4 protein-coding genes are annotated in these 20,983 nt (G+C 67.7%); 2 read left to right on the forward strand and 2 right to left on the reverse strand.

All coding sequences use genetic code 11. From position 1 onward, the window contains the following. Window positions 1-11: 11 nt before the first annotated feature. Window positions 12-18,143, reverse strand: a complete 18,132-nt coding sequence (locus ACWGCN_RS10305) for an amino acid adenylation domain-containing protein (protein WP_452458535.1) — start codon at window positions 18,141-18,143, stop codon at window positions 12-14. Window positions 18,144-18,776: 633 nt separating this feature from the next. Further along, window positions 18,777-19,685 carry a hydrogen peroxide-inducible genes activator gene (locus ACWGCN_RS10310; RefSeq protein ID WP_378988582.1) on the reverse strand — a complete coding sequence of 303 codons (909 nt, stop codon included), beginning with the start codon at window positions 19,683-19,685 and terminating at the stop codon, window positions 18,777-18,779. A gap of 80 nt (window positions 19,686-19,765) precedes the next feature. Here ACWGCN_RS10310 and ACWGCN_RS10315 point away from each other — a divergent pair, with 80 nt between their 5' ends. After that, window positions 19,766-20,353, forward strand: coding sequence for a peroxiredoxin (locus ACWGCN_RS10315; protein WP_378988580.1), 588 nt, complete (start codon window positions 19,766-19,768; stop codon window positions 20,351-20,353). A 41-nt stretch (window positions 20,354-20,394) separates the two neighbouring features. Then, window positions 20,395-20,934: a carboxymuconolactone decarboxylase family protein gene (locus ACWGCN_RS10320; RefSeq protein WP_378626640.1), complete on the forward strand. Its 540-nt coding sequence runs from the start codon at window positions 20,395-20,397 to the stop codon at window positions 20,932-20,934. The last annotated feature ends 49 nt before the right edge of the window (window positions 20,935-20,983 follow it).

A 20,983-nucleotide genomic window follows, 5' to 3' on the forward strand; every position in this document is an offset into this window, starting at 1 on the left:
ACCTCACACGGTCATTGATCCAGTCGCGCGTTGAGAATCCGGGCGATCTCGGCGATCGCACCTGGTTGGGTCATCTCGAGGTGGGCTGCGTCGATGTCGAAGCTCGACACCTGCCCGCGGACCACCCGCGCCCATCCCTCGTGACCCGCGACGTCGGATCGCCGGTCGCGTGTCGCGGTGAAATAGAGCATGTCGCTGTCCAAGACCGCCGGACGCCACGCACCGGCTGCCCGGACCGCCAGGTTGTAGGCATCGGTCAGGCGCTGGATCCGTGCGGCGTCGATGCCGAGGCTGCTTCCCAGATGTCGTTCGATCAGGTCGGCAGCCTCCTCGGCTGTCGCATCGGGGTCGATGAAATCGACGCCCATGACCGGGCCGAGATTGCTGATCAGCTCGCCGGCCGTCACGGCGCGCAGCGTCGATTCGTCGACACCGCCGACTTCGGCGTCCAACAGTGCCAGCAGCGCGACCTGTTCACCGGCGGCGCGCATCTCGACGGCAATGGCATGGGCGATCGCACCACCCAGTGACCAGCCGAGGAGGTGATAGGGGCCGTGTGGCTGAACCGCGCGAATCTCGTCGAAGTAGCGTGCTGCCATTTCTTCGATCGATGTGGGACCGGGGATCTCACCGCCGATCTGTGGCGCCTGGATGCCGTAGATCGGTCGGCCGTCGGAGAGGTAGCGGTCGAGTGTGCGGTAGCACCACGACAGGCCGACGGCCGGGTGGATACAGAACAGTGGCGCTCGGTCACCATCGGTCCGGATCGGCAACAGCGTGTCGAAGCCGGCATCGGTCCCGTCGACGGTCGAACCGGAGCGGATTCTGGATTCGATCCGCTTGGCCAGGTCGGCCGGGCAGGGATCGGACAGCATCCAGCTGATCGGCACCTCGTAGTCGAGTTCCTTGCGCAACTCGCTCACCACTTGCACCGACTTCAGCGAGTTACCGCCCAATGCGTAGAAGTCGTCGTCGGCGCCCACCCGATCCACGCCGAGCACCGTTCCGAAGGCCCGTGCGACCTCGCCTTCCAGCCACGACGAGGGCTCCCTGAACTCCGCTACCGAGAGCACCGGCTCCGGTAGCCGCAGACGGTCCAGCTTGCCCGACGAGTGGAAGGCCACCGAGTCGAGCACCATCATCGTGGCGGGCACCATGTAGTCGGGCAGTTTCGTCGCCGCGTGCGCGGCCACCGCCGCGGTATCGACCGTCGCGCCCGCGACAGGCACGAGGTAGCCGACCAGGTGCTCCATCGTACCGATGGGGCGCACCACCGCGATCGCCCGCGCGACGCTGGGGTGCTCGGAGAGTACTGCCTCGATTTCACCGAGTTCGATGCGCAGGCCGCGCAGCTTCACCTGGAAATCGGTGCGGCCCAGGTAATCCAATTCGCCGGTCCGGCGCCAGCGCACCAAGTCGCCGGTGCGGTACAGGCGCCTGCCGTCACCGTACGGATCGGGCACGAACCGTTCCGCGGTGAGGCCCGGGCGTGACTGGTAGCCGCGCGCGAGCTGGGTGCCCGCCAGGTACAGCTCCCCGGCGACGCCGGGCGGTACCGGATGTAACCGGTTGTCGAGGACGTATGCCCGCGTGTTCCATACCGGTGAGCCGATCGGCATGGTCGCGCTCTCGGCTTCGCTCACCCGATGCGCGGTCGAGCACACGGTGCATTCGGTCGGCCCGTACAGATTGTGCAACTCGACCCCGGGCACCATTCGCCGTGCCGCGGCCACCGTCTCGGGGTCGAATGCCTCGCCGCCCACCAGCAGCGTCCGCACCGACTCGAGCGACTGCGCAGGCGCCATGTCCGCCAGTACCGCCACCATCGACGGCACCAGCGCGGTGACCGTGACCCGCTGGGCGGCAATGGTTTCGGCGAGATAGGCCGGGTCGGTATGCCCGTAGGCTCGCGCGATCACCAGCCGCGCGCCCACCGCCAGCGGCGCGAACAACTCCCACACCGACATGTCGAACGTAGCCGGGGACTTCAGCAGCGCGACGTCTTTCGGCGTCAGCGCGTAGGTCTCGTTGACCCACCGCACCTGGTTGACCACTGAACAGTGCGATACCGCGACGCCTTTCGGTCGCCCGGTCGACCCCGAGGTGAAGATCACGTACGCGACATTGTGCGATCGCAGCGGCGCGAGCCGATCGGCGTCGGTGACCGGCCCGTCGTCGAATCCCGACAGCTCCAGCCCATCGAGGGACGACAGCTCCAGCGCCGGTGCGGCGATGGACAGCATGTAGTCGATGCGGTCTGCCGGCAGGTCCGGATCGACCGGCAGGTATCCGCCCCCGGCGGCGTGCACCGCGTAGATGGTGACGACCTGGTCCAGTGAACGCCGCATCCGCAGCGCCACCAACGACTCCGGCCCCACTCCGCGGGAGATCAACCACCGCGCCAACCGATTGACGCGGGACGCGAATTCCGCATAGGTCAATGTCTGCTCTCCGGCTGTCACCGCGGGCCGATCCGCTCGCGCCAGCACGGAGTGAGCGAAGAGGGAGGGGAGCGTCTCCTCCGGCTGGAGGCTGTAATCGGTCGAATTCCACTGCGTAAGGATGGTTTCGCGCTCATCGTCGCCGAGCAGATCCACTTCGCGCACCGGCTGTGTCGCATCGGTCACCAGTTCGCCGAGCAATCGCAGCAGGCGATCGACGATCGCTGTCGCTGTCGTGGCGTCGAAGAGGTCGCTCGCGTAGATCACCCCACCGCTGATGCCGGCCGGGTCACCGGCGGAGTCATAGGAATCCGACATCGTGATCAGCAGATCGAACAGCGCGATGTCGGTGTCGGCCGTCACGGCGGACGCCGAGAGCCCCGGAAGTTCGAACTGGGCCCCGCCGACGTTCTGGAATGCCAGCATCACCTGGAACAGTGGATGGTGGGCGTGCGACCGCACCGGGTTCAGCTCTTGCACCAGCCGCTCGAACGGAACATCGGCGTGTCCGAACGCGGCCAGATCGGTCCCCCGCTGGTGTTCGAGTAGCTGGGTGAACGTCATCCCCGGCGTCAACCGGGTCCGCAGCACCAGGGTGTTGACGAACATCCCGACCAGATCGTCGAGTTCGGGCTCGCCGCGTCCGGCGAACGGAGTGCCGATCGCGATATCGTCCGTATCGGCCAGCCGGGCCAGCGTGGCCGCCAGCGCGGCATGGAAGACCATGAACAGCGTCGTGTTGTGTTCTCGCGCGACCTGCTGCAATCCCGCGTGCAGATCGGCACCGACACTGATCGGCACGCTCGCGCCCGCATGGGTCTGCACGGGCGGACGCGGTCGGTCGGTCGGCAGCCCCAGCAATACCGGGAGCTCGGCCAACTCGAGGGTCCAGTAGTCGATCTGGGCACGGAGCAGCGACTGGGGATCGTCTTCGGACCCCAATACCGTCCGCTGCCAGATCGCGTAGTCGGCGTACTGCACCGGCAACGGCGGCCGGCTCGGCGACTCCCCGAGCAGGTGAGCTGTGTACGCCGTCATCATGTCCCGTGCCAGCGGGCCGAGCGAGGACCCGTCGCAGGCGATGTGATGCACCACCACGGCCAAGACCCACTCGTCCCGCCCGAGCTCGAACAACCGCACCCGCACCGGCGCCTCGACCGTCACATCGAACACCGTCGAGACGAACGCCGACAACGACTCGGCCAGTTCGGGTTCCGCGACCGAGGTCACGGTCAGCGGCGGATACGCGTCAGCGGCGGAAAGGACCACCTGCGACGGCTCGCCGTCGGCATACGGGTATACGGTCCGCAGTACTTCGTGCCGATCCAGGACATCCTCGATCGCCGCGCGCAACGCGTCGAGATCCAGCTGTCCGGACAGCCGCAGCACCATCGGAATGCTGTAGGCGGCCGAGCCGGGCTCGAGCCGGTTCAGGAACCACATCCGCTGCTGTGCGTACGACAGGGGAATTCGCCGCGGCCGTGGCTGCGCGGTCAGCGCTACCCGACCGGTATCGGCGTGCGATTCGGCGCGCGCGGCCAACCTCTCGACCGTCGGCGCTTCGAAGATCATCGACACCGGGATGGTCACGTCGAGCGCAGCACCGATCCGCGCGGCTACCCGGGTGGCCACCAGGCTGTTGCCGCCGAGGTCGAAGAAGTCGTCGTCGGCGCCGACGGGACCGTCGTTGCCGAGGACGTCGGCGAAGACGCCCGCCACTATTTCCTCCGCCGGTGACACCGGTGCCCGGAACCGCTTGGCCTGGACGACGGGTGCGGGCAGGGCCGCGCGGTCGAGCTTTCCGTTCGGCGACAAGGGGATCGCGTCGAGGATCATCACTGCGGCGGGCACCAGGTACGACGGCAGCGCCTCGACCAATGCCGCGCGCAACTGTTCGCCCGAGATGCTCGCGCCGGTTTCGGGGACCGCGTAGGACACCAACTGTGCCGGACCGGTGCCCGCACGCCACGGCACCGTGACCGCGTAGGCCACCTCCGCCTGGGCGTTCAGCACCGCGTCGATCTCGCCCAGCTCTACCCGGTAACCACGGATCTTCACCTGGAAATCGTTGCGCCCCAAGAACTCCAGATCGCCGTCGGTCTTCCAGCGCACCACATCACCGGTCCGGTACATGCGGCGTCCCGGTTCCCCGAACGCAAGCGCCACGAACCGCACCGCGTCGAGAGCCGCCCTGTTCAGGTACCCGCGCGCCAGCGCCGGACCCGCGAGATACAACTCTCCGGCCACCCCCACCGGCACCGGCCGCAGCCGGTCATCCAGGACCAGTGCCTGGATCCCCGGCAGCGGGACGCCGATCGTCGGCCGATCATCCGGTTGCAGTGCGCGCGTCGCCGTGGCGAGCATCGTGGCCTCGGTCGGCCCGTACAGCACCTGGAACTCCCGGGCGCCCGCGACGTCGGTGCCCGCCCACCGGCTCACCAGATCCGCCGGGACCTCCTCACCACCGGACAACACCATCCGCAAGTCGTCGAGCCCGGCCGGATCCACCGACGCGAGCGCGGCCGGGGTGATGAAGGCGTGGGTGACCCGCTGCACGCGCAAGAACTCGGCCAGCTCGTCGCCGCCGTAGATCCCCGTCGGCGCCACGATCAGCGCACCGGCTCGACTGGCCGCGATCAGGATCTCCATCACCGCGGCGTCGAACGACGGCGACGCGAAATGCAACACCCTGGACGTGTGCCGCAGCTCTCGGTCGGCGCGCCGCCCCGCGACGAAGCCGGCGATGCCGGAATGTGTGACGGCGACGCCCTTCGGCACTCCGGTGGATCCGGAGGTGAAGACCACGTAGGCGACATCCGAGGCCCGCAGCGGCCGCGTCCGCTCGTCGTCGCCGATCGGGCCGCTCGCCGCCGCGTCGATCCGCGCGGCGACGGCCGGGTCGTCGAGCACGATCCAGTCCACCGAATCGGGCAGCTGGGCACGCACCGACGACACCGTAACCCCCAGCGTCGCACCGGAATCCGACACCATCTGCTCGATCCGGCTGTCGGGGTAGCTCGGGTCGACCGGCACGTACGCCGCACCCGACCGCACCACCGCCCACCACGCGACGACCGACTCCGTCGACCGCGCTGCTGCCACCAGCACCGGATTCTCCGGTCCGGCGCCACGGCGGATCAGCACCCTCGCCAGCCGGCTCGATCGTTCGTCCAGCTGCGTATACGACAGCGTGTCATCCCCCGCGACGACGGCGATACCGTCGCCGTTGTCCCGGACGGCCGAGGTGAACACCTCCGGCAGCAATCCGGACGGTTCCAGCGCCGCCACGGTGTGCGCCCCGACCCGCGAGGTGAGCGACGAGCGCTCGTCGGCTTCCAGCCAGTCGATATCGCCGACTACTACGGCCGGATCGTCGGCGACGGCTTCCAGTACCCGCACCAGCCGCCGGACGATCGCCGCTGCGGTCACCTCGTCGAACAGATCCCGAGCATAGGTCAACATTCCCGACATACCCTGCGCGGATGAATCGGACAGCACCAGCTGCAGATCGAACTGGATCGCCTCGGTATCCACCTCTGCCCGGGCCACCCGGACGTCGGGCAGCACCACTTCGATCGTCGACACGTTCTGGAATGCCAAGGCCACCTGGAACAACGGATGTCGTGCCGCCGATCGCTCCGGGTTCAATTCCTCCACGACCCGTTCGAACGGCACGTCCGCGTGCTCGAACGCCAGCAGGTCCGTCTGCCGGGTGCGCATCAGCAACTCGGCGAACGGCTCGCCCGTATCCACGCGGGTCCGCAAGGCCAGCGTGTTCACGAACATGCCCACCAGATCGTCGAGACCAGGCTCGCCCCGTCCCGCGACCGGGGTGCCGATCACGACGTCATCGCTGCTGCTGAGCCGCCCCAACACCGCTGCCAGCGCCGCGTGCATCACCATGAACAGCGACGACCCTCTCGTCCGTGCCAGCGCGACCAGCCGCTCGTGCAGGCTCGCACCGATCTCCACCGGTACCCGGCCTCCCGACAGCGATGCGACGGCCGGGCGTGGGCGGTCCGCCGGAAGTTCCAGCCGGTCCGGTGCACCCGCGAGCGTCGAGCGCCAGAACTCCAACTGCTCCGACATCAACGACGCCGGATCGTCCGCGGCCCCCAGCATCTGCCGTTGCCACCACGCGAAATCCGCGTACTGCACAGCGAGCGGCTCCCACAGCGGTGCCTGCCCGGCCAGTCGCGCGGCATAGGCCACCATCACGTCACGCGCCAGTGGCCCCATCGACTGACCATCGCCCGCGATGTGATGGACCACGAGCACCAGCAGGAATTCTCCTGTGTCACTGTCGTGCTCGGCGCCCAGCTCGAACAAGCCCACGCGCATCGGCACCCGGACGGTCACATCGAATCCACGCCGCACGAACTCGCCCACCACCTCCTGGACGGAATCCGCGGGCACTCGCACCGCCCGCACCGGCACCGCGGTCTCGTCGAGAACGACCTGGCGCGGCTCACCGGCGACTTCTGGATATATCGTCCGCAATACTTCGTGGCGCGCGACCACATCGGCGAGCGCGGCAGCCAGCGCTTCGGTGTCCAGCCGTCCGGACAGCCGCAGCATCACCGGAATGCTGTGCACCGCCGAATCCGGCTCGAACCGGTTCAGGAACCACATCCGCTGCTGGGCCAGCGACAGCGGCACGGAGTCGGGGTGGGCGCCCGGCAGCAGCGGCAACCGGCCCCCACCGCTGAGCGCCGCGGCGAGACCGGCCAATCCGCCGACGGTCGGCGCCTCGAAAACCGACCGCACCGGCACTCGCGTATCCAGGGCAGCGCCGAGGCGCGCCACCACCATCGAGGCGCTCAGGGAATCGCCGCCCAGCGCGAAGAAGTCGTCGTCGACTCCCACCCGGTCCACGTCGAGCACCTGCTCGAATGTCCGCGCGACCAACTCTTCCAACCCCGGCGACGGCGCCCGGAATTCTCGCGTGACGGACACCGGCTCGGGCAGCCGCTCGCGATCCAGCTTCCCGTTGACGGTCAGCGGCACCTCGTCCAGCACCATCACCGTGGACGGCACCATGTACCGGGGCAGCACCTCGGCCAGTGCCGCACGCAACTGCTCGCCCGATACCTGCGTCCCCGGCGCGGGCACGACATAGGACGCCAGCACCGCCGCTCGCGCGCCGTCGCGGCGCGGCACCGTGACCGCGTACGCCACGTCCGCCCGCGCATCGAGCACCGCGTCGATCTCCCCCAGCTCGATCCTGGTGCCGTGCACCTTCACCTGAAAATCGTTGCGCCCCACGAATTCCATCTCGCCGTCGACGCCACGGCGCACCACGTCACCGGTGCGGTACATGCGCTGACCCGGCTCCGCGAACGGGCACGCGACGAACCGCGACGCGGTCAACCCCGTCCTGGCGGCGTACCCGTCGGCCAAGCCGGGACCGAACAGATACAGCTCGCCCTCGACACCGTGTGGCACGGGCCGCAACCAGGTATCGAGCACGACGACCGCGACGGGGCCGACCGGCCTGCCGATCGTGATCGCGGCATCGGGGGCCAGTGCGTCGCTGGCGGTAGCCCAGATCGTGCTTTCGCTCGGCCCGTAGAGATTGACCATGGTGCGGTGCGGCGCCCACCGATCGACCAGTTCCGGCCCGACCGGCTCACCGGCTGTCGCCAGCACGCGCAGCCCGTCGAGACCGTCGCACGAGACTGTGGCCAGCGCAGAGGGAGTGATCACCACGTGCGAGATATGTTCGCGCCCGATCAGATCCGCCAGCTCGGGTCCGGCGTAGACATCGGGAGGCGAGACGACCAGTCGGCCGCCCGAGCCGTGCGCCATCAACAACTCGAACACCGAGGCGTCGAAGCTGGGCGAGGCTACCTGCAGCACCACCGAACTCGGGTCGACGCCGAGAATCCGCCGCTGCGCCGCGACGATATCGGCCAGGCCGCGATGGCTGACGAGCACGCCCTTGGGCATACCGGTCGACCCGGAGGTGTAGCTCACGTACACGGTCTGATCCCGCCGGATCGGACCGCCGCGTTCGGCGTCGGTGATCGGCACCGCGGCAACCGAATCCGCGGCGTCGAGCATCTGCTCCTGGTCGAGGATCAGCCAGTCGACGCCATCGGGAAGGTGTGCCCCGGCGGAGGAGTCGGTCAGCCCGAGCACGGCTTTCGAATCCGACAGCAGAAAGTCGATCCGCTCCGGCGGCAGGGTCGGGTCTATCGGCAGGACTGCGGCACCGGTCTTCGCCACAGCCCACAGGGTCACCGTCGCCGCCAGGGATCGCGGAAGCACCGAGGCGACGACCTGTCCCCGCTGGACTCCGTGCCGCAGCAGGACCCGGGCCAGACGTGCGGATCGCTCGTCGAGCTGCTGGTACGTCATGGCGGTCGCACCGCATCGCACGGCGATGGCGTCGGGTTCGGCGGTAGCGCACGCGGCGAGGATCCGGTCCAGCGTGTCCGGGATTTCCGGTTCCGCACCCGAAACCGGCCACGACGGCCCCGGTTCCTGGTCGAGCGGCAGCTCACCCAGCCGTAGGTCGGCGTCGACGGCGATTCGGCCGAGCAACTCGACGAAGCGGTCGAGGATCCGGCGCGCCGCCGCGGTGTCGAACGCGCGGTCGTGGAATCGCAGGGTGATCCGCAGTGCCTGTGCTTCGCCGTGCGCGGACTGTTTCGGCGCCACGACCAGGCTCAGCGGGTACGGCGTCGCGTCGACACCGCTGAGTTCGTCCACCCGCAGGCCCGCCGACTCGATGAGTTGCTGTAGTGCCGTCCGGTCGACGGGGAACGATTGGAAGGTGACGGCGGTGTCGAAGAGTTCGGGCAGACCGACGCTGCGGTGGATCTCGGGCAGGCCGATGTGGTGATGATCCAGCATGCGAGCGTGCCGCTCCTGAATGCCGGTCAGCAACTCGCGCACCGTCATGGTGGGTTCGAGCGGGACTCGCACGGGAATCGTGGTCAGGAACATGCCGAGCGTCTGCTCGACCCGCGGTAACTCCGGTGGCCGTCCCGACACCGCGGATCCGAAGATCACATCGGTCTCACCGGTCAGGACGCGCAGATTCAGGGCCCAGGCCGCGGCGACCGCCGTATTGATGGTGACGGCCGACTCGGCTGCCACTCGACGGAGACCTCCGAAACGATCTGCCGTCAGCTCGGCCTCGATTTCGGCGGCGGATACCGAACCCGTCGCGAGCACGTCGCGCGACACCCGGGTGGGTGCGTCGACATCCGAAAAGGCCTGTGCCCATGCCGCCTTGGATGCGGCGGCGTCCTGCCGCCCCAGCCAGGACAGATAGTCGCGGTAGGAGGGTGCGGGTCCGGCGGAGTCGATATGGGTGGGAGACCCGTAGTAGTCGAGCAGTTCTCGCATCAGCAGCGGCATCGACCAGCCGTCCAGGATCACATGGTGATTCGTGACGAGCAGCCGGAAGGACCCCGCGTCGAGACGGATCAGCGTCAAGCGCAGGAGCGGAGGAGCCGACAGGTCGAATCCCGCCGCCGCGTCCGCCGCGGCGATCGTTGCCGGGTCGGCCGGGGATTCCGCGTCGCGGTCACCGGCGAGATCGATCTCCCGGAATCCGATCTCGGCATGGTCGAGCACGATCTGACGGGGCCCGCCCGCGGTCTCCACGAACGCGGCCCGCAGGATGTCGTGCCGGTCGACCACGGCCTGAGCGGCACGGCGCAAGCGCTCACCGTCGACCTCGCCGGAAAATCCGATCATCGTCTGGACGGTGTAGTTGTCCCCGGCATCCGGGTCGAACGTCGAGTGGAAATGCACACCGGACTGCATGGGCGACAACGGCCAGACGTCGGACAGGCCGTGGTATTGCTGCTCGAGCCGATCGATGTCGGGTTGGGTGAGGGCGACGAGCGGAGAATCCGAGGCGCGTTCCACCGGCGGGGCCGCATCGCCGTCGGCCATCGCGGCGAGGGCGGCAACTGTCTTGCCTTCGAAGACATCTCGCGGCGTGAGCGTGAGCCCGGCGGATCGCGCCAGCGCCACCAGTCGCATCGAGACGATGCTGTCCCCGCCGAGCGCGAAGAAATTGCTGTCGGCGGACACGGTGTCGAGATGGAGCACGTCGGCGAAGAGTTTCGCCATGACCTGTTCGGTATGCGTCGACGGCATTCTGCCGTCCGCGGCGTGGGCATCGAAGGACCTCTGCCGCAATGCTTTCCGATCGAGTTTTCCGGTCGGTGTGCGCGGCATCTCTTCGAGCTGCACGATCGCCGCGGGGTTCATATAGCGCGGTAGCGTGCGCGACAGATCGTCGCCGAGTGCCACTACGTCGACCACGGCGCCCGAGGCGGAGACGAAATAGGACACCAGCACCGGTTCGTCGGCAGGCCCCTTCACCACGACGGTCGCGACGCTCGCCACCTCCGGGTGCAGAGCCAGGTGCGCATCGATTTCCCCCGGCTCGATCCGCAGGCCGTGGATCTTGACCTGCTGATCGCCTCGACCCAGATATTCCAGTGCCAATCCGGCGCGACCGCGCACCCAGCGCACGGAATCACCAGTGCGGTAGATCCGTTCGCCGTGAACCGATCGCGGATCCGCGACGAAGCGCGACGCGGTCACACCCGGTCGACCGACGTACCCGCGGGCGAGTCCGGGCCCACCGATATAGAGTTCGCCCACGACACCGACCGGCACCGGTCGCAGCCACCGGTCGAGAACCATCGCCGACGCGCCCCGGATCGGGCCGCCGATCGTCACCAGTTCGCCGGGTACCAGAGCGTCCGACCCCGTCGCCCAGATCGTGCACTCGGTCGGTCCGTAATGATTCATCAGCCGTCGGCCGTGCCCCCACCGGTTCACGGTGTCCGGCTCGGTCGCTTCGCCGACGACCGCGAGCGATGTCAACGACGGTGTCCGGGACGGATCCATGGTTTTCAGCACCGACGGGGTGATGATCGCGTGCGACACCTGCTGCGACCGAAGCAATTCCTCGAGGTCGGTCCCGGCGTACACCTCCGGCGGCGACACCACGAGACCGGCGCCACTCCCGTGCGCCAACAGCAACTCCGACAAGCAGGCGTCGAAGCCCGGCGACGCGACCTGCAGCACCACCGAACCCGGACCGACACCGAAGGCGTCGACCTGCGCCGCGACGAGGTCGGCCAGGCCGCGATGGCTGAGGTGGACCGCCTTCGGTTTGCCGGTCGATCCGGACGTATAGATCACGTATGCCGCGTTGTCGGCCGACAGCCGATCGGCCCCGGCCGAGACTTCGGACAGACGGGGAAGATTTTCGTCAGCATCCGTAGCCGCAGCGTCCAGCGTCAACCAGTCGACGGTGTCCGGAAGGCTCGGTGCGACATCGTTGGTCGTCACGCCGAGACCGGTCCGGGAGTCGGACAACAACTCCGCGATCCGCGCGGCGGGATTGCCGGGATCCAAGGGCAGGAAGGCGGCGCCTGTCTTCGCCACCGCCCAGATGGCGACCACCAGTTCAGCCGAACGGGGAACGGCCAACGCGACGATCGACTCGGCGCGAGCACCATGGCGGGCCAGCAGATGTGCGAACTCGTCGGCGCGGCGCTCCAGCTCACGATAGGTCCACGTGGTGTCGCCGCACCGCAGGGCCACGACATCCGGATACCTGCGAGCGGTCCCCCACAGGATGTCGCGCAGCACGAGCTCCGCGGCGGGCGGCTCCTCGCTGCCGACCGAAAGCAGTTCCGCGCGTTCGGAATCCCAGCAGGAGGAGATCGCGGCGACGTTGCGGGCGGGATTCCTGACGATCTGCGTGAGAAGAAGCTCGAAGCGTTCGAGCAGCGTACGGACCTCGGCCGAATCGAATCGGTCGGTGGCGAATTTCAGCGTCACCGTGTAGGTGCTCGGCTCGTCGGCGGCATCCGATCGCCGGTCGCGACTCGACCGCGGCGGGGACACTTGCAAACTCAGTGGATACGGCGTGGCATCGTGTGCGTCGATCTCGACGAACCGCAAGCCGGCGTCGGAGAGATTGCGCGCCAGCAGTTCCCGGTCGAGCGGATAGGACTCGAGCACCGTCGCGGTGTCGAACATGTCGGTGATGCCGGTGGCCCGTTGCAGCTCCGCCAAGCCGATGTACTGATGATCCAGCATGGCTGCTTGCTCGGATTGCACGCGGACGAGCAGGTCGCCGACGGTTTCGCCGGGTTCGAGGCGGACTCGGACGGGCAGCGTGTTGACGAGAAGCCCGACCATGCGCTCGACATCCGGAATCTGCGGCGGGCGGTGCGCGATCGTATTGCCGAAGACCACGTCCGACCGTCCGGTCAGCGCGGCCACCAGCAGTGCCCATGCCACCTGCAGGGCCGTGTTGGCGGTGACGCCGTGTGAGCGGCCCAGATCGAGAAGCGCTGCGGTGGTCGCCGCGTCCAGGTTCAGGTCGACCTCACCGACGTGCGCGGCGACGGACCGATCCGGCCTGCCCGTGACCCGTGTCGGACTGTCGATTCCGGCGAGTGTCTCCCGCCACGCGGCGATTGCGGCGTCGCGATCCTGCGCCTGCAGCCACCGCAGATACTCCCGGTACGAACGAGGGGGCGCGAGCTCGGCGGTGTCGCCATCGGAGGTGTACAAGGAGAGCAGCTCGTGGATCAGCAGAGGCATCGACCAGCCGTCGAGCACGAGGTGGTGGTTGGTGACCAGCAACTGGAAAGTATCGACGCCGGTGCGCACGAGGTGGAAACGCACCAGCGGTGGATGGGCCGGGTCGAACGGAGCCACGGCCGCCCTCGCGAGTCGCCGAAGTGCTCGCGCCCGCCTGCCCCCATCGCTGATGCCGGCGAGATTCGACTCGCCCCAATCGACTTCGGTGTCGCGCAGGACGATCTGCCGTGGCCCATCGGCACTCTCGACGAACGCCGTCCGCAGGCTGTCGTGCCGGTCGATGAGCACCTGCGCGGCGCGGCGCATCCGCGCACCGTCCACCTGCCCGGCGAAGGTCAGCGCCACCTGCACGATGTAGCCGTCGTCGCCGTCGCGGTCGTAGATGGTGTGGAACAGCAGCCCGGACTGCAAGGCGGTGAGCGGCCACACATCGATCATCGACGGGTATTTCCCCAGCCAGTGGTCGACATCGTCCTGCGATACGGCGGTGAGCGGGAAGTCGGAGGGCGTGAAGCCGTAGCCGGTGTCGGATCGGACGTGGTCGGCGAGTGCCCCCAGCGCGCGAGCCCACAGCCCGGTGAGCTCGTCGACCTCCTCGGCACCCAATATCTGCGAGGCGAATTCCCAGGTCACATCGAGTTCGAGCCCGTCGCGACCTTCCTCGGCGATCGCGTTGACATCGAGCACGGCCGGCAGCGCCATCCCCGGATCGCTCGTCGCGGTCAGTGCGGTGAACTCGGTGGTGGGCGCCCAGGGCATCGAGCGTTCAGCGACACTGACCCGCCCGAGGTAGTTGAAGCTGATCTGAGGTTCGGGCAAGTCCGCGAGCTCGGCACGGCCCTGGGGATCGAGATGACGCAGCACCTGGTAGCCGATGCCGTTGTCCGGCACCGCGCGCAACTGCTCCTTCACCTGTTTGATCGCCAGTCCAGCACCTGGGCCGCCGGCCAGCGCGTCATCGAGATCGACACCGTCCCAGTCGATCCGGACCGGGAAGCGGGTGGTGAACCAGCCCACGGTGCCACTGAGATCGACGCCGGGCACGGCCCGCTCCTCGCGGCCGTGTCCCTCCAGCGAGATCAGCTCGCCCGCGGTCGCCTCCGTACCGCGCCTGCGCCGCCACTCACCGAGTGCCAGTACCAGCGCCGCGAGCAGCGGATCGTTGGCACTGCAGTGGAAACGGTCCGGAATGGTGGTGAGAACCGCCTCGGTGACCGCTGCCGGAATGCGCTGGTGGACCCGGCCCGCCGTGGCGCCGACGTCACGATCCGGAACCAGACGGCGCGATCCGAGAAGCTGATCACCCCGCGCGAGGACGTCGTTCCACCTGTCGAGCTCCGCCGGCCGTCTGCCCGGCGCCCGCTCGACCAGGCCGTGCGCCCACCGCCGGAACGAGGTGGTGATCGGGCCGAAATCCGGTTCCCCGCCGTCGGAGATCTGCGCCCAGGCCCGCGCGAGGTCGGCGAGGAGGATGCGCCACGACACCACGTCGACAGCGAGATGGTGAATCACCAGCCACATCAGGTCGGGTCCCGAGCCGTGGAGATCCCGCATCCAGACGGCTTGAACGAGCACACCCTTGCCCGGGTCCAATCGATCGGCGGCCTGCTGCAGGTGGCGGTCGACCTCGGCGGCGTCCCGTCGATCGAGGCGAACATCGACAAGCGCCGCGTCCGGGTCGACCGCGTTCGGCTCGAGTACCTCGACGTAGCTATCAACCGAATCGCCGCGCAAGACCGCGCGCAGCATGTCGTGGCGGTCCAGCAGGGATCCCACTGCGCGCACGAGGCCCGCTCGATCGACCCCATCGGGCAGCTGCACGAGCGCGGCCTGCGCGAATCGGTCGTAATGACCCCGATCCAGCATCGCGCACATGATCGGCGACAACGGCAGCGGCCCGACGCCGCCGCCGGGCAACTCGGCCAACTCGGGCGTATCGCTTGATTTCGTCGCCGTGGCCGCCAAGCCCGCAACGGTCTTGTGCACGAACACATCCTGTGTGGAGAAACTCAGGCCATCGGCTTTGGCCCGCGCCACCAGCTGGATCGACAGAATGCTGTCGCCGCCCAGGGCGAAGAAGCTGTCGTCCGCCCCGACCAGAGGCACGCCGAGCACCTCGGTGAACAGCCGTGCGATCGCCTTCTCCCGGGCGGTGGCCGGCGGCCTGCCGACCGGCGCGGTCCCGAACTCCGGCTTCGGCAGAGCGCTGCGATCGAGCTTGCCGAAGGCGTTCACCGGGAGGCTGTCCAACGCGATGATCACCGCCGGAACCATCTGCGGCGGCAGCGAATCACGGGCGAAGCGCTGGAGTTCGAGCGGTTCGATCCGACGGCCGCTGACCGGGACCACATACGACGCCAGCACGGTCGTGCCCGCGTTGTTGTGCGCCGGCACCGTCACCGAAAGGTCCACGTCCTCGTGTGTGGTGAGCGCGGTGTCGATTTCACCCGGTTCGATCCGGTAGCCACGGATCTTGACCTGGAAGTCGCCGCGTCCCAGCAATTCCAGCGCCATCTCGGCGTTGTCGCCGGTCCAGCGCGCGATGTCGCCGGTGCGGTACATCCGCTCGCCCGCGCCGCCGTACGGGTCCGCGACGAACCGGGCGGCGGTTTCGACGAACAGATGGCTGTATCCGCGGGCCAATCCCGGCCCGGCGAGATACAGCTCGCCCGCGGTGCCGTTCGGCACCGGTTGGAGCGTTCGGTCCAGCACCATCGCCGCGACGCCACGAAGGGGGCCACCGACCAGGTGGGCGTGACCGGGTCCGAGCACGCCGCCGGCGGCGGTCACGGTGGCCTCGGTGGGACCGTATTCGTTGTACATGGACAACGACGGCGCCCACCGCTCGATGACGTGCGGTGGACAGACGTCGCCGCCGACCACGAGCACGCGCACGTCGGTCGCCGGATGCGGGTCCACGGTTGCCAGCATCGTGGGTGTCAGGGTCAGGTGGGTCACGTGCTCGTCGGCCAGCAGTCGCGTGAGCGGCTCGCCGCCGGTCACCTCGGGCGGCACGATCACCAGCGCGGATCCGCTCGCGAAGCAGGTCAGAAACTGTTCCATGGAGGCGTCGAAACTGGGCGAGAGCGCATACGACACCCGAGAGGTCGCGTCTATTCCGTAGGTGGCGGCGCGGTCGGCAATCAGATTCGCGAGGCCGGTGTGCGTGACCTGAACGCCTTTCGGCGTTCCGGTGGATCCCGAGGTATAGGTGATGTAGGCGATATTGGACGGGCGCAGTGGCCGGATACGGTCGTCGTCGGAAATCGGCCCGCTGTCGGCGCCGCCTTCCCCCAGGGTCGCGGGATCATCGAGAACCACGCAACGCGTCGCCGGTGGGACTCGGTCGCGCAAGTCGTCGATCGTGATCGCCACGGTCGCGCCGCTGTCGGCGACCATGTGTTCTACCCGCTTGCGCGGGTACTCGGGGGCCAGCTGGACCACCGCGGCCCCGCATTTCGCGATCGCCCATGTCGCCACCACGGATTCGACCGAGCGTCGCAGCATGATCGCCACCGCCGCATCCGGGCCACAACCCAGAGCTATCAGATGCCGGGCCAGCTGGGAGGATCTGTCGTCCAGCTCGCCGTAGGTCATCGTCTGCCCGGCCGAGACGATCGCGCACGCACTGCGATCCCGGCGCGCGCTCTCGGTCAGAATCTCGGGAAGCAGCCGTGTTTCGACTCCGCTCGGCCCCCGCACCCGCGGCAGGGTGGACCGCTCGTGTACGTCGAGCAGCGACAATCCGCTGACTCGACATTCCGCTCCCCCGGCGAGGAACTCGTGCAGGAACATGCGGAACCGCCGGTGGTGACCCGCGAGCTCGTCCGGGGTGTAGGCGTTCGGATTTCCCTGGAAGTCGATATGCGTACTGTCTTTGCCCGCACCCGGGTAGATATTGACGAAAAGGTCGGCGGTAGGGCCTGAGGTGAGGACGTTGAGGCGGCCTGTCGTGTTGCCGAGCACAACCTCGTTCTCGATCAGCATCAGGTTCACGGCAGGCCCGAAGGACGCCGCCTCGTCGCGCGCGATCCCCATATCGTGGAATATGTCCTCCTGGCGGTAGCGCTGCCGCCGCAGTGCACTCGTCAACTCACTTTGCACCGCGGCGATCAGTTCACCGACGTTGCGGCCGGCCACCCGCACCCGCAGCGGCACCACATTCGCCACCATCCCCCCGGAACGGCGCAGCACGGCGGAGTGCCGACCCGAAACCGGCAGGCTCAGCATCACTTCGTCGCTTCCGGTCATCCGCGCGAGATAGGCGGCGAACGCCGCGACGATGGTCGGAGCCACGCTCTGACCATGTTCGAGCGCGACGCTTGTCAGCAGACGCGCGGTGGCGTCGGGCAGCTCTGTGCTGACCAGCGCCGGATGGATGGTGGGCTTGCCGACGCGACCGGCCAGGCTGACGGCGGGCGGCGCGCCTGCCAGATGCTCCAGCCAGTAGTTGCGGTCGTTGTCGAAACGTGTCGAACCCCGGTACGCCAGGTCCTGCTCGACGATGACCTCCAGGTCCTGCGCCGCGCACGATGCCGGTTCCTCGGACTTCACCCAAGCGTTGTACAGCTCGGTCATCCTGTGCAGCATCGTTACCGCGGCGAATCCGTCGAGCGCGATGTGGTGCGCGCGCTGGTACCACAGGACATGGTCCTCGCCGACCCGGAACACGATGCTCGTCACGAGGTCGTCGTTCAGCATGTCCAGCGGAGCGGAATAGTCCTGAGCCATCATCGCGCGCGCGGTCGCCACCGGATCGGCATGATGGCGCAGGTCCACGACCGATACCGGACCTCCACGGTCCTCGTCGACGAACTGACAGGGCTCTCCATCGACCTCGATCAGTCGCGTATGCCCGGATCCGAACTCGCGACTGGCGGTTCTGCAGGCCTCGGCAAGCAGTTCGGCGTCCACCTCTCCGACGACCTCGACGTATTGGGCCACAGAAATCGGTGACGATTCGGTGAGGTGCTGGGCAAACCAGATCCCCCGCTGCGCCGCCGTCAGCGGAAAGATTTCGAATGACGGGTGTCCGCTGCCGTTGGACCCAGCACCGGAACCGTTACCGGAGTCCTTTTTTTGGGAATAGCGGAATGAGCCGATTTCCAACCGCTTCGACCGGTCCTGGCTGTCATCGATGCGACTCTTTCGGCCCATTTCGACCTCCCCTCTTACAGCTCACTTCAAGATGTCGATTATATAGCCACAAAGTTGCCGAATCCGATTTCCGGAACCTTTCAACATGGTCACGAACACAGAAAGGACGTTTAGGACGTCGCCGCCGTGGCGATCGGCACCCCGACCTGGCCGACCCCTGTTCGACATCCTCTCCGATGGGCCGTCCCGACCGTCCGCCCAGAGTCGGATCACCCGCGGTACATGCATCGGGTACCGAATTCAGCACGATTCGGAATCGATCCACAAAGGTGGCGCAGACACTTGCCGCACCGCTCCGATCGCTATACCGTGTCGTGGGGGCTGTGGACCGAATCCCCGGCCGCAGCATTCCCGAACACGTGAATGCCAATAGTTAACTGCAATGATTCTAGCGCTGGTCGAAGAAACCGATGCATCGCCGGATCGTCCAGAAGTTATTTGATTTGCGATGCTAAATATCCGCTCGCCCTCCGGTGGCGAGCGGAGAAAAGTCCATTTTGCGAAATTTATTCCGCAGCTATGACAATTCGCCTGGCTCGATAACGAGCCCACTGTCACACAAGCATTGTCCGAGCAGCACGCAGATCAGAAAGGGCGCTTGGATCGGATGACCGCCGCGAGGTATTCGTAGTCCGCGGCCCGCGCGGAAGACCCGCGATACGCGAGCCCGATCGTGCGACCGGGAGCGGGGGCCGTGAAGCGGGCGGTGCCCAGATTCGCGCGCGCGGTCTCGGCGGCCACGGCCATCTCCGGGATGAGCGTCACCCCGAGCCCGCCGGCCACACACTGCACGACCGTGGTCAGCGAGGCAGCACGGGTATCGCCGACCGTCCCGGGTTGCACGTCGGCCGAGCGGCACAGGTCCAGAGTCTGATCGCGCAGACAGTGGCCCTCGTCGAGCAGCAACAGCGGCAGGTCGGCGAGAGCGGGCGCGGCCAGGTCGGTGCGGCCGGCCAGCTCGTGCCCGCGGGGCGTGACCAGCACGAATTCCTCGCTGTAGAGGGGGATCTCGACCAAGCCGTTGGCTTCGGTCGGCAGGGCGAGCACCGCCACGTCGAGCACACCGGTGCGCAACCCGTCCAGCAGCCGCGCGGTCTGGTCCTCCACCACCTGGGGTAGCACCCCGGGCAGTTTGCGGCGCAACTCGGGCAGCAGTCCGGGCAGCACGTACGGGGCGACGGTCGGAATGATGCCCACGCGCAGTGTGCCGCCGAGGGTGTCGCCGGTCGCCGAGGCGACGAATCGATCGGCGGCTTCCAGGGTCGCCATGGCCTGCGGCAGCAGTCGCATTCCGGCGGCGGTCACCAGCACGCGGCGGGTGCTGCGCTCGATCAGCTGGAGCCCGAGTCCGTTTTCCAGTGATGCCAGTGCCTGCGATAACGTGGGTTGACTCACAGTCAAACGCGCTGCGGCGGTGCCGAAATGCCGGTATTCGGCGACGGCCACGAACGCACGCAGCTGCGACAGGGTTGGCTGATAAGTCTGATCACTCACACCTATCAGTGTACGACCAGCAATCGGCTTTACCTTTCAGTAGGCTGACATCAACCACACCACGAATGAGGAGACGAAGCATGGCTCTGCTGACCATCGGCGACCAGTTCCCGGCATACAACCTCAAGGCCGTCATCGGAGGCGACCTCTCCAAGGTCGACGCGCAGCAGCCCGACGATTACTTCACCCAGATCACCAGCGACGACCACGCCGGCAAGTGGCGCATCGTGTTCTTCTGGCCCAAGGACTTCACCTTCGTGTGCCCGACCGAGATCGCCGCGTTCGGCAAGCTGAACGAGGAGTTCGCCGATCGTGACGCGCAGGTGCTCGGCGCCTCGGTCGACAACGAGTTCGTGCACTTCCAGTGGCGCGCACAGCACGAGGATCTCAAGACCCTCCCCTTCCCGATCCTGTCGGACCTCAAGCGTGAACTGGCCACCGCCTCCGGCGTTCTCAACGCCGACGGCGTCGCCGATCGCGCCACCTTCATCGTCGACCCGAACAACGAGGTGCAGTTCGTCTCGGTGACCGCCGGTTCGGTCGGCCGCAACGTCGACGAGGTGCTGCGCGTGCTCGACGCCCTGCAGTCCGACGAGCTGTGCGCCTGCAACTGGAAGAAGGGCGACCCGACCATCAACGCGGGTGAGTTGCTCACCGCCAGCGTCTGAACCACTTCCCCACCGAAACACCCTGAAGGAGCCCCACTGTCATGAGCATCGAGAACCTGAAGAACTCTCTTCCCGAGTACGCCAAGGACCTCAAGCTCAATCTGTCCTCGCTGGCCCGCACCACGGTGCTCAACGAGCAGCAGCTGTGGGGCACCCTGCTCGCTTCGGCCGCCGCCACGCGCTCGGCGACCACCCTGCGTGAGGTCGCCGAAGAGGCTGCCGACGTGCTCTCGGCCGAGGCCTACGACGCCGCGCTGGGCGCCGCGTCGATCATGGGCATGAACAACGTGTTCTACCGCGGCAAGGCGTTCCTGGACGGTCGCTACGACGATCTGCGCGCGGGCCTGCGGATGAACATCATCGGCAACCCCGGCGTCGACAAGGCCGACTTCGAGCTGTGGTCGTTCGCGGTGTCCTCGATCAACGGCTGCGCGCACTGCCTCGAGGCGCACGAGAAGACGCTGCGCGAGGCCGGTGTGTCGCGTGAGGTGATCTTCGAGTCACTGCGTGCGGCGGCGATCGTCGCCGGTGTCGGCCAGGCGGTCGCGTCCACCGAGGCGCTGGCTTCGGCTGCCGTCTGATTCGTCGGTTTCGCGCCTGCTTTCGAGGCCCGGCGGCCCCGATCCGGAT

The sequence above is a fragment of the Nocardia sp. NPDC055050 genome (assembly GCF_053608345.1).

What these genes read in the sequence shown, in the direction of transcription:
- ACWGCN_RS10315 (WP_378988580.1), top strand. Translation starts at nt 19,766, where the DNA reads ATGGCTCTGCTGACCATCGGCGACCAGTTCCCGGCATACAACCTCAAG.
- ACWGCN_RS10320 (WP_378626640.1), top strand. Translation starts at nt 20,395, where the DNA reads ATGAGCATCGAGAACCTGAAGAACTCTCTTCCCGAGTACGCCAAGGAC.